This window comes from Planktotalea sp., assembly GCF_039984035.1.
Lineage (GTDB): Bacteria > Pseudomonadota > Alphaproteobacteria > Rhodobacterales > Rhodobacteraceae > Planktotalea.
Window position 1 is genome coordinate 1 of sequence record NZ_JBDWVM010000201.1, and the last position, 12,195, is coordinate 12,195.

General features: G+C 53.6%; 7 protein-coding genes. 2 read left to right on the forward strand and 5 right to left on the reverse strand.

Annotated elements, in window-relative coordinates:
* From ABJQ89_RS09315 to ABJQ89_RS09330, 4 genes are all read right to left on the reverse strand, one after another.
* The coding region (locus tag ABJQ89_RS09315; protein ID WP_348495974.1) for an ATP-binding protein at window positions 1–2,186 on the reverse strand (2,186 nt) is incomplete at its 3' end.
* Window positions 2,187–2,275: 89 nt separating this feature from the next.
* A complete protein-coding gene (locus ABJQ89_RS09320; RefSeq protein ID WP_348495975.1) occupies window positions 2,276–3,460 on the reverse strand; it encodes an RsmB/NOP family class I SAM-dependent RNA methyltransferase in 1,185 nt (394 codons plus the stop codon).
* A gap of 9 nt (window positions 3,461–3,469) precedes the next feature.
* Window positions 3,470–4,918 carry an IMP dehydrogenase gene (gene guaB, locus ABJQ89_RS09325; protein WP_348495976.1) on the reverse strand — a complete coding sequence of 483 codons (1,449 nt, stop codon included), beginning with the start codon at window positions 4,916–4,918 and terminating at the stop codon, window positions 3,470–3,472.
* 78 nt (window positions 4,919–4,996) lie between these two features.
* Window positions 4,997–5,995, reverse strand: coding sequence for a tellurium resistance protein (locus ABJQ89_RS09330; protein ID WP_348495977.1), 999 nt, complete (start codon window positions 5,993–5,995; stop codon window positions 4,997–4,999).
* 232 nt (window positions 5,996–6,227) lie between these two features.
* Between ABJQ89_RS09330 and ABJQ89_RS09335 the strand changes: the two genes are divergently transcribed.
* Both ABJQ89_RS09335 and ABJQ89_RS09340 read left to right on the forward strand, forming a co-directional pair.
* Complete coding sequence (locus ABJQ89_RS09335; protein WP_348495978.1) at window positions 6,228–8,273, forward strand: ASKHA domain-containing protein; 2,046 nt, start codon at window positions 6,228–6,230, stop codon at window positions 8,271–8,273.
* A 93-nt stretch (window positions 8,274–8,366) separates the two neighbouring features.
* A complete protein-coding gene (locus tag ABJQ89_RS09340) occupies window positions 8,367–11,123 on the forward strand; it encodes an AMP-binding protein (protein ID WP_348495979.1) in 2,757 nt (918 codons plus the stop codon).
* Here ABJQ89_RS09340 and ABJQ89_RS09345 read toward each other — a convergent pair.
* On the reverse strand, window positions 11,110–12,195 hold a 1,086-nt coding region (locus tag ABJQ89_RS09345), incomplete at its 5' end, for a cytochrome P450 (protein WP_348495980.1). The genes ABJQ89_RS09340 and ABJQ89_RS09345 overlap by 14 nt on opposite strands.

Below are 12,195 nucleotides of genomic sequence, written 5' to 3' on the forward strand. Positions count from 1 at the left end.
TCTGCGTACCCCGAGACGAAGACCACTTTCACATCCGGCCTTTCCTCAAGCGCCATGCGGACCCAAGTTGGACCATCCATGCCAGGCATGACGACATCCGTTACGAAAACATCAATCTTGAGCGTTCTATCTGACAATATCTCAAGCGCTTGCTCGGCAGATTCGGCCTCCAACACTTCAAGCCCGCGCATCGATAGAACACGCGATGCAAACGCCCTCACTGGCGCCTCATCTTCAACCAGCAGAACAACACCATCAGAGTGTTCTTTAACTTTGTCTTCCAGAATAACAGGCTTGGTTTCTACGTCCTTTTCATTGTTTTCAGCAGCTGGAAATAGCAGGGAGAAACAAGTCCCTGAACCGACTTCGCTATCTACGAAAATGTATCCACCCGTTTGCTTTACGATCCCATAAGCAGTCGAGAGGCCCAATCCCGTACCCTCACCCGTTCTCTTTGTCGTATAGAAGGGCTCGAAAATTTTCTGCAGCGCATCTGGGTCGATACCCGTCCCCTCGTCGCGCACACGCACCACAACATAATCCCCGCTCGGAACAGCGACCCGTTCCCGTCGCATCGCAGAGTTGAGCGTCATGCTTTCGGTTTCAATTGTTATCTCACCGCCATTGGGCATCGCATCTCGCGCATTCACAACGAGGTTCATAATGACCTGTTCAAGCTGTCTTTTATCAGCGCGTACAGGTTTTAGAACAGGATCATGGGATAAGGTAAGCGTCACAGTTTCGCCCACTAAGCGGTTCAAAAGATGTGTTAAATCCGAAAGCGTGTTTCGAATATCCATATGTTCAAGCCGTAAAGTCTGCTTTCGCGAGAAGGCAAGGAGTTGACTGACGAGGCCAGCCGCACGATTGGCGTTTTGGTGGACTTGCATCAAATCTGCGTAGTCTTGATCGCCCGGGTCATGACGCAAAAGCATAAGATCGCAATGGCCGGAAATTGCGGTCAACAGGTTGTTGAAATCATGCGCTACGCCCCCTGCGAGCTGACCGATGGCCTGCATTTTCTGACTTTGAACAAATTGAGCTTCAAGCGATTTCAACTTGGTTGCATCGTTAAGCAGCGCAATAATTTTAATATTTTTTCCGCTTCCGATCCGCTTCAAAACGACTTGAACAAAAATCTCCTTTTTGATCCCCAAGACCCGTAAAAATTCTACATCTGCAGTCTGTGAATGACTGTTTGTTTTTGCAATCCAATCCTCAAGGGTCTGACCAAAGCCCTCGAAAATATCCTTTAACGAAAGACCCACAACATTGGTTCGCCCAAGCAACGCCAATGCCGCCTCATTGGCATGTTCCAACCCGCCCTGTTGATCGAGGCGCAATAGTGGAACCGGGAGATCACTTAGCGAGATTTCACTAATTTTCGCTTCAGATTCTACAGGCGTTAAAAAGACATGCTTGCGATCTCGGTGCAAAATTTGCTCACGTATTTTGACCTGTTTGTTACCCGCTTTTGTCACGATTGTCCGAACACCCGAAGCTTCGGAACTAATAGGAGAAAACAGCCGCTTTAATGAAGTAACTCTTTGACCAATAAGTGTTTTAGCAAGCGGGCTCATATAAAGAATCGTATCGTTACGCCCAACGGTTAGCATCGCGGTTTCTGGCGATTCCGGCGCATTCAAAACGACTTCCGGCGAGAACCGCCAAAGCAAAAATGTCCCCACCTTTTCGACTTGAATGTTGAGCGGGCCATTCGGGCCAAACATGCGTTCCCTGCTTTGCCCCTGACTGACAGCTTGCGCCAATAAACGGCGCACGATGGCTGTCGAACTGGGTAGCGTATTCTTAATGAGTTCACTGACCGACCGCGTTAGATAGGTTTCATTAGAAAACACATCGATTGCAACAGGATTGCGCCAGAGCACCGTGCCATCCATTTCACTGATAACCGTTGCACGACTGTCCTTTCGAAACAGGGTTTTGGCAACTTTCAGTTCTCTATGATTTGACTTTTTGCCGACAAAACTCTGGCTTAACCGCAAGAGCCACCCCAAAAAAAGAACCGCGGCGACTGTTAGAAATACAAGTGTTACCACTTTGGATGGCGACCAAAAGCCCAACGTTAGAAACATCACCCCCAAAAAGGGAAGTGTTACATTGTTCTGACCTTTAGACTTAATATCCAAGTCATCTAAATGGGTCGCGTCTAGCGTTTCTGCCAAAGCCTGCTCCTAGAGATATGTTCAACGCTGCTAGAGCGAAGAGTTTAAACATATCTTAACAGCAGCAAAAAATCCACTTCAAGTTGCAACTACTCGCCCATAAGGCGCAACACGCTTACATGAAAACCATCGCAATTTTGAAGGGGTGTCCAAGACTTTTGCGAAATCAAATCAAACTCGGGAAGTTTGCTGAGAAAATTCTTAATCTGATCTTCATTCTCTTCTGCAAAAAGCGAGCATGTCGCGTAAGCTAGGTACCCTCCGGAACGAACCAAACCCTTGGCCTTAAGGAGAATTTCAGATTGAATTTCGGTGAGTTGGTTCAAACGTTCTAAATCAGAGCGCCATTTCGCATCCGGGCTACGGCGCCATGCCCCTGAACCAGAGCACGGTGCATCACATAGAACCATGTCAAAAGGCGCCTGCTTTTCGACTGCTGAAGGGCTTAGGCACTCTATCTTTACACCCGCACGTTTTGCGCGTGCGTCAATGTCTTTCATCCGGCCTGTGTCTTTGTCATGCGCAAAATACTTGGCACGAACCCGCGCAGCCATAGCGAGGCTTTTGCCGCCCCCGCCAGCGCAATAGTCAAGAACTCTCATGCCGTCGCTCAGCGGAAGTTCATCCACGAGCGCTTGGCTACCCGCATCTTGGAGTTCCACAAAACCATCCAAGTAGGACTGTGAATTTTTCACAGCTCTAGCGCCCTCAACAACGCGAAGTGCGGTATCAGAGATGCGGCATGGAACGGCGGTTATGCCTTCGCCTGCAAGTTTGGTTTGAGCGGCTTCAAGCGTCGTTTTGCGTATATTCACACGCAAATCGACGGGTGCGCGCGCGCGCAAGGCTTGAGCAATTGCGAGCGCTTTATCCTGATGAGACGCGATGAGCGTATCTTGCCAAATCTTGGGCATATCCCATAGGTTTTCGACCTGCTTCGAAAAATCGCCCGTTTGCGATAGCAGCGCTTGCTCTTCGTCGCTCAGAACTGAAGGTGCGTGACCGACGCCACTTAAGATCGTCTCCAGCTCAACACCTTGGAGCAGACACAGCCCGATCATCGCTGAGCGTCCTGTCAAAGACCCGCCGAGCGCGATGCAACTGTCGCGATTGCGAAGGACATCGAACACATGATCGCGCACAGCGGCGCGATCTTTGGATCCAGCAAACCTTGATCGCCGCGCCCAAGCGGTCAGTGTTTTTTCAGCCGGCGCACCCGCGAAAATATCATCAAGACACTCAATTGCGGCCTGAACGCGCGCGCCGGGGGTCATCGTGCTGCCCTACCCGATCCGGTAATTCGGGGATTCACGCGTAATCTGCACATCATGCACATGGCTTTCTTTGAGGCCAGCACCCGTGATTTTCACAAAGGAACAGTTCTTGCGCATCTCTTCGACAGTCGCGCAGCCCGTGTAGCCCATCGCGGCGCGAAGACCACCGACGAGTTGGTGCACAACAGCATTTGCAGAGCCTTTATAAGGCACCTGACCTTCGATCCCTTCAGGAACCAATTTATCGCTCGCCGCGTCCTTTTGGAAATAGCGATCCGCAGAGCCACGCGCCATCGCGCCAAGACTGCCCATACCACGATAACTTTTGAAGCTACGGCCTTGATAAAGAATAACTTCTCCAGGGCTTTCATCCGTACCAGCGATCATGGAACCAACCATGGCGCAGGAGGCACCTGCGGCAATCGCTTTGGCGAAATCACCAGAGAATTTGATGCCGCCATCGGCGATGATAGGAATGTCGCCTGCGCCTTTTGCGCAGTCCATAATCGCGGTCAGTTGGGGTACACCAACACCTGCAACCATGCGCGTTGTACAAATGGAGCCAGGTCCAATGCCAACTTTGATCGCATCGGCGCCAGCATCGATCAACGCGCGCGTTGCGGCAGCGGTGGCCACGTTACCAGCAACAACCTGAACGTTGTTTCCCAGATCTTTCACGCGGCGCACTGCATGCGCAACACCTTCGGAATGCCCATGCGCCGTATCGATCACTACCATATCAACACCAGCGTCGATCAATTCTGCAGAGCGTTCATAGCCCGCATCCCCAACAGTCGAGGCCGCAGCAACGCGCAGACGGCCCAAATCATCCTTGCACGCCGTTGGGTTCAAAACCGCCTGTTCCGTGTCCTTCAAAGTGAGCAAACCTGTCAATTTGCCCTCGCCATCGGTCACCAGAAGTTTCTCAATGCGGCGCGCTTTCATCAGGCTTTTCGCCTCTTCAAGCTCTGCTGGTTCCTGCAAAATCGCCAGATTTTCAGAGGTCATCATCACGCGAACCGGTGTTTTGTCGTCCTCTGCAAAGCGCATATCACGGTTGGTTACGATGCCAACGACGCGGCCCGTTTCATCGACAACCGGAAAACCCGTCACGCGATACCGCTCTTGCAGCGCTTTTGCATCCGCGAGCGTTTGATCCGCGGTCAAAGTGATGGGGTTGAAGACAATTCCGCTTTCGAAACGTTTCACACGGCGGACTTCGCGGGCTTGCTCTTCGACATTCAGGTTACGGTGGATAACGCCCATGCCCCCTGCCTGCGCCATCGAAATCGCCATACGGCTTTCCGTGACAGTGTCCATCGCTGAGCTCAGCAGCGGGATATTAAGAGCAATAGACTTCGTTACAAATGTGCGCGTATCGGCCGTGCTCGGCAGCACGTTCGAGGCCGCTGGGACCAAAAGCACATCATCAAAAGTAAGGGCCTCGCGAATCTCCATGAGAGTTCTCCTTGGGAGGGACGTTTGGCAGTTTCCTATTTCATGGCTTTGAATAAATGAAAAGAGGCTCAGCGCGCTTTAAGCGATTGCAGCGCCTGTTTTTGCCGCCAATGCCCCTGTTGACCACATGATTAACACCCGCACCACGATCAGGGGCGTTGTTAAGGTCGCAACAGCAAGGGGAATGAGCGCGATCCAAGCAAAGAGCGGCACCGTATCCGAGAGCGAGAACAAAGCGACCGTGAACGCAGCTACTGGAAAGGTAAATGCCCCCCAAAGCGGCGAGAACCCGGCAACGGCGATATATCGAATGCGGCTGACGATGACCGCTGCAACGCCAATGGCCAAGGTGCCAAAGAACAGCGCCATAAAGTTATAGCCAAGCTGCGCAGATATACCGGTAAACAGGCTCAACGGCGCGAGATGCACAACAAGAAGCGGACGCAGCGGCGCTGGCATTTCTGCCTTGCTGAGCTGCAAGAGGCTCACGCCATAAACGAGAACCGCCATGAAAATCGTGATGCCGAGCAAAAACGTCGCGAGCCCAAAATAACCCAGCGGAATTGCCGAGAGGCTTGCCACGATGACCCCGACAAAGGTCAAATGCCAGACTGGCGAAACGACAAATCCTTTATCCAATCGCGCCATAACCAAAATCGTCAGAAGCGCCGTCGTTGCATGACCCGCCATGCCCGCAAAAAGGGCGATGTTAGATACGATCGGCGAAAGCGGAAAAACCGCTGCCGCAAAAAGCATGCAAGAGAGGGACATGCCCGACACGCCAGAACGTCCCGGCACGCTGACAAGCTCTTCCATAATCACCGCAGGGCGCACACTGAGCTTGGATAGGTAGCAAGACAGCAAGAAAAAGAACAAGACGCTGGCAAAAGCGAGGATGACGTTGCTGACAAAGATGCTGATGCTCAACGGCTCTGCGCCTGCTGCAAATCTCCATGCCAACCCGAGGCCCATCAATCCCATCACAGCGGGGAAAAGCGCGGGTGGTGTGCGGCGCCAGAACTCTGCGACCTGCGCGGTTGGCGGCGTCGCAGATGGGTCTTGGTCAGGATGTGACATGGTAAAGTCCTTGGCAGAGAGCAAGCGCACATTGGCAGATATGAGCGCGCGGGCAGTAATGCTGCGCAATGCGGGAATGTCAAATCACAGACCTCAATAGCCCCTATGAAAAAAGGCGATACGTCAAAGAATGACGCCCAACGCATAGATTATGGCGTTTGTGCGCTTTCTGATTGATCCCGAACGCTTAAAATAGCATTCAACGCATAACTTTTATCACAGGTGAACATCTATGTCTGGCGATCCTCTCGTTGTATTTACGCCTTCGGGCAAGCGTGGCACCTTCCCAGTTGGAACACCTGTTTTGACAGCTGCGCGCCAGCTTGGTGTTGATTTGGATAGTGTCTGCGGCGGACGGGGTATTTGTTCAAAATGCCAAATCACCCCGTCTTATGGCGAATTTTCCAAACATGGCGTCACCGCCCATCAGGACGCGCTGTCTGAATGGAATTCGGTTGAGCAACGCTATGATGACAAACGCGGCCTCAAAGAAGGTCGGCGCTTAGGCTGTCAGGCGACGATTCAAGGAGATATCGTCATTGATGTGCCCGAAGAAAGTCAGGTCCATAAACAAGTTATCCGAAAAGCCGCCTCTGCGCGCGCGATCACAATGGATCCCGCAACAAAGCTTTACTTCATCGAAGTGGCAGAGCCGGACATGCACACCCCGACGGGCGATCTTGAACGTGTCTCCCGCGCTCTGAAAGAGCAATGGGACATCGACAATGTGCGCGCCGATCTGAACATTTTGCGAAAACTGCAACCGACGTTGCGCAAGGGCAAATGGCAAATCTCCGTCGCTTTGTATCAGGGACACAATGAAGATCACGCGCGCATCTTGGATGTTTGGCCCGGTCTTTATGAGGGTGGCCTCTATGGTCTGGCGATTGATCTTGGCTCAACGACTGTCGCGGCGCATCTGTGTGATCTGGTCACGGGTGAAGTCAAAGCCTCTTCCGGTCTCATGAACCCGCAAATCCGCTTTGGCGAAGATCTGATGAGCCGCGTGTCCTATGTCATGATGAACCCGGGCGGCGACGTTGAAATGACAACAGCCGTTCGCACCGCAATCAATGGGCTGACCGAGGCCATCGCGACAGAGGCAGAGGTCGATCCCAACACTATCTTTGAGACGGTGTTTGTCTGTAACCCTGTGATGCATCACCTGTTGCTCGGCATCGATCCTGTGGAACTTGGCCAAGCGCCCTTCGCTCTCGCAACCTCTGAGTCGATGAGCTTGAACGCCTGCGACATGGACCTGCACGCTATGAACGACAACGCGCGCGTTTATATCCTGCCTTGTATCGCGGGCCACGTCGGCGCGGACGCCGCTGCGGTGGCTTTGTCCGAACAGCCCGGCAAGTCAGACGATTTGGTTTTGGTTGTCGATGTGGGCACGAATGCGGAAATTCTCTTGGGTGACAAAGATCGCGTACTTGCGTGTTCTTCCCCGACTGGCCCCGCTTTTGAGGGTGCACAGATCAGTTCAGGACAACGCGCCGCCCCCGGCGCCATTGAACGCCTTGAGATCAATCCAGAAACGAAAGAGCCACGTTTCCGCGTCATCGGCTCGGACATTTGGTCGGATGAGGAAGGCTTTGATCTTGCCATCGCAACGACGGGCATCACAGGTATTTGCGGATCGGGCATCATTGAGGCTGTTGCCGAAATGCGGATTGCTGGCTTGTTGGATGAAAGCGGTTTGATCGGCTCAGCCGAGCAGACCGGCACGCAGCGCGCCATCCCCGAGGGCCGCACCCACTCCTATCTGATCCATGACGCCAGCGAAGATGGTGGTCCGCGCATCACAGTCACGCAAGGCGATATTCGTGCCATTCAACTTGCCAAGTCCGCGCTTTATGCGGGTGCGCGCTTGCTCATGGATGAGCGCGGCGTCGATAAAGTAGACCGCGTCGTGCTTGCCGGTGCCTTTGGCGCACATATTTCACCAAAACACGCGATGGTGCTTGGGATGATACCCGATGCACCACTCGACATGGTGACAAGCGCAGGCAATGCCGCTGGAACAGGCGCACGCATCGCCCTGTGCAATGTGGCCGCGCGCGCCGAGATCGAAGCCATGGTGAGTGAAATCACAAAGGTCGAAACGGCGATTGAACCGAAGTTCCAAGAGCACTTCGTCAATGCCAACGCCATTCCCCACAAAACCGATCCGTTCCCAGAGCTTGGAAAAATTGTGACTATTCCAAACGTAAGTTTCAACACGGGCGGCGGTGATCCAAGCACAGGTGGCCGCAGACGCCGACGTCGCGGATAAAGATATGAGCGCGCCTTTACATCATGTAGAAATTTGGCAAAGTCTGCCGAAATTCCCTTCGGTCTATTGAGTTGATGTTAAAAGGTTAGATCATTGCAGAGTTCGACTTCTAAACTGCATGCCATTTTGGCGGCGCTCCCGTCTGATACGGCGGTTTTGACAGGGCCAAATGGCTTTGCAATGACAGGCAAGGAATTAACTGGCCGCCTTGCCGATCTTGCCCAAACCCTGTCTTCTCTTCCGCGTGGCACCCGCGTCGCAACCTTGTTGCCCGATGCGCCTGCAACGGCGATTTCCCTCTTGGCGATGGTGCACCACGTTCAGGTCATGCCGATAAACCCCGCCCTGACGGATCGCGAAATTCTGACGATCTTACAGGACGGCAATGCGCGTGTCCTTTTGAGTCATGCAGATGATCCGCGCGCGGCAGAGCTGGCAGATGATCCGCGCGCGGCAGAGCTGGCAGAAACCGCAAAAATCGCGCGCGCAACGCTCAGCGCCGCTGCTGAACTGACTTTGCCCGTTATCCAAGGTGAGGACGCTGTCGAGGGCCTTGTGCTGCTCACATCAGGCTCCACAGGAACCCCTAAACGCGTCCCTCTTTCGCCAGAGCAGTTGCATCTAAGTGCGCAGCGCATCGCGCGCGCGTTGAAGCTAACGCCAAAGGATCGCGCCGTGCATGCGCTTCCTATGTTCCATATCGGCGCGATTGTTGATCTTTTGCTCGCGCCTTTGATGGGCGGTGGCAACGTGCATTTCTCCGCTGGAATGGGCGCAAGTGATCTGCAGTCCTCTGTTCTTGATCACAACGGAACTTGGCTGCAACTCGTCCCGACAATGCTGGCGCGAATGCAGGCAGACCTCAGCGCGGAAGCGGCCCAAGAGATTGGCCAAAACCTGCGTTTTATACGGTCTGTCTCTTCCGACCTCGCCCCAGCGGCCCAAGCCCAAGCCGAAGCCTTCTTTGGCCAAACCCCGATCATTCAAATGTACGGCATGACCGAAACCGCGGGGCAAATTACCACAAACCCCCTACCCCCGGAAACACGCAAATTCGGCTCGGTCGGTAAAGCGTTTGAAGTTGATTTGCGCATTCACGATGGTGAAATTCAGGTGCGCGGTGATGCGGTCACCTCTGGCTATGAAAGCACTGATAGCGAGACACATTTCAGCGACGGCGAATGGCTGCGCACGGGCGATCTGGGGCATCTGGACGAAGATGGGTTCCTGTTCATCACAGGGCGCGCCAAAGAAATGATCAATCGCGGCGGCGAAAAGATTTCTCCCCATGACATTGAACATGCGGCCCTGTCTTATAGCGGCGTGATCGAAGCGGCCGCTTTTGCAAAATCGCACCCGACCTTGGGCCAAGACGTCGGTCTTGCTGTGACGCTCGCCCAAGACGGCACTCTGGATGCGCTCAAGAGTGCTTTGAAAGAGCATTTGGCAGACTTTAAACGTCCTCGAAAAATTCTGGTGCTCGACCCACTGCCACGATTGGGATCGGGCAAGATCGATCGACGTGCGCTCAGCGCAATGGATGCGCCTGCGCCTGAGGTCGAAATTGAAACGATCCAGAACGCCCTGAGCACACTGATCGCCAAGGCGTGGCGCTCTGTTCTTCCTGATAGCGCTGAAGGCGAACCAAAGCCATCAACCGATTTCTTTGATGCGGGCGGCGATAGCCTTGCAGGCGCGCAATTTCTGTTCGAAGTCGAACGCATGACAGGTCGCGCGCTTCCGGTGAACTTGCTGTTCGATGCACCTGAATTTGGCGCGTTTGTTGAAGCGGTGCAAAATGCGCCAATCAAAACCTCGGCCAATTCGAGCGATCCGAAACACATCTTTCTTGAGAGCCGACTTAAGGATTGGGATGCGCCAGCTGTCGCAGGCGTGCCGTTCATGCGCGTTTTAAACGGCGATGCCCCTGGTGCGCCGCTATTCTGGTGCGCCCAGGAAGAAGGCGAATATCAACAGCTCGCCAATGCCTTTGCTGGCAAGCGCCCGCTCTACCTCATGCGGTCGTTATTCCTCATGCTCGGCAAAAATGACGACATGAATGATGTGCTCGCGCGCGATTACGCAGAAGCGATCAACGCCTTGCAGCCAAGCGGTGCCATCTGTCTTGGCGGGTTTTGTGAAGGCGCTAAGATCATGCGGTTCGCGGCAAAGCATTTGATGGACATGGGTCGAGATGTGCAGGTCGTGATCTCTTGGGATCAATGGTTTGACGCGCCTCTTGAGGTGCCTGTGCTCCACCTGTGGAGCGATGAGCGCTACGAGCGCTACCAGCGCACTCACCTGTTCCCCGAGCGTGCTATCGCGCCTGCGCATCCATCGGGCTATGACGTCATTCGCGTTAAAGGCGGCCATACAGAGGTGCTGACACAAGGTCCGCTCGACCCCTTCTTAGCGCGCATTGAAGCGGCGTTAAGCGGCGGTGTTCAAAGCCTTCCCAAGCTTGCGCCCCCGGTGTTTGATCGACCTGTAAAAGGCCGCATCCGCATGATCGGCTCCCGTCTTTTCAAACGCGGGACACAGGCAGAAATCTCAGTCCAGATTGAAAACAACGGCACAGAGGCATGGATCGCCAGCCAAGACGCGCCGCTTTATGTGACCGCGCAAATCCGCAATTTGGACGGCCACATCGCCCAAGCTGTTGCAGCGCATAAGCCCATCATCGAGACCATGAAGGCTGGCGAATGTCGTGAGATCACTTTGGGTTTTGATTTTCCAAAAAAATGGCGTCCATTTTGGCTGGCCTTGGACATTGTTGATAGCACATCCCTCAAGTCTTCATCTAATGGATTGGATAAGAGGGATAAGATTATGATTCCTAATATTTTTTGACAATCAAACTTTCCGGCCACCGATGCCCCACACGACATTGGTACGGCGTTGTTTCTTCAACTGGACGCAGCTTGGACGACACAATGGCCTGCATCAGCGCGCCCAACTGCATCATCGCCAAAGGTTCGCCAATACAGCGATGACGCCCCAGTCCAAAGGTGACGACCTTCGCAAAATCGCGCGTGGCGTCGAAACGATCGGGTCCCGCGAACACCTCCACATCGCGGTTGCCAGATGCGAGCGCGAGAAAGACGGGCATATCCTTCTTGATCGCGACACCGCTAATTTCACAGGCCTCGCGTGCAACCCTTGGCACAAGCTGCGCAGGCGTTTGCAAACGCAGTCCTTCGCGGATAGCTTGCGTCAGATCAAGCGCGCCGTTTTCGAGGGAATCCCAAAGATTATTCTGTTCAAAAACAAGCATTAAGCTCGCAGCACCCGCTTCGATATTTTCGACACCATCGGCAAAAATCAACAAGCAGTTGTCGATGATCTGAGCATCGCTAATGCCGTCGTTGGCCCCTTGAAAGGCACGCATTTCAGCAAGCAAACTGCCGCTCTTCGGACCATTAGCGAGCGAAGCAGCAATGACATTTCGAAACTCTTCAAGCGCGGAATTAACTTCATTGAACACCGCTGGATCCTTAAGCGGTGCAAAGAGATGAAAGAACGCTTGTGTCAGCGGTTTCATCGCATCCGGCGTCACTTGAAGACCGCAAAAGGCGATCATCGCGCTTAGGGAAAACGGTTGCGACGCGCCCGTAATCAGATCATCACCACTGCTCAAACCCGCGACATAGCTCTGTGCAAGCTCATCAAGTTCACCTGGCATCGCCTTGAATGTATTAAAGAAACTGCGCGACGCCATTTGGCGCATCTGTTTGTGTTCCACCCCATCCAAAAACGGCGGAATATGCGATGCCAAATCCGCAGCAACATATTTTTGCGCATTGCGCGCAGACAATGTGGAAAAGCGCGATGGCGCGTTTCCTAGCGCTGGATTGGTGAAAGCGTCCATAATATCCGCGTGGCGGGTGAGCACATATCCCCCACCTTCCAACTCTGCAACTGG

Bases quoted from the DNA above. Each gene is read 5' to 3' on its own strand.
- ABJQ89_RS09320 (WP_348495975.1), bottom strand. From the start codon at position 3,460: ATGACCCCCGGCGCGCGCGTTCAGGCCGCAATTGAGTGTCTTGATGAT.
- guaB (WP_348495976.1), bottom strand. From the start codon at position 4,918: ATGGAGATTCGCGAGGCCCTTACTTTTGATGATGTGCTTTTGGTCCCA.
- ABJQ89_RS09330 (WP_348495977.1), bottom strand. From the start codon at position 5,995: ATGTCACATCCTGACCAAGACCCATCTGCGACGCCGCCAACCGCGCAG.
- ABJQ89_RS09335 (WP_348495978.1), top strand. From the start codon at position 6,228: ATGTCTGGCGATCCTCTCGTTGTATTTACGCCTTCGGGCAAGCGTGGC.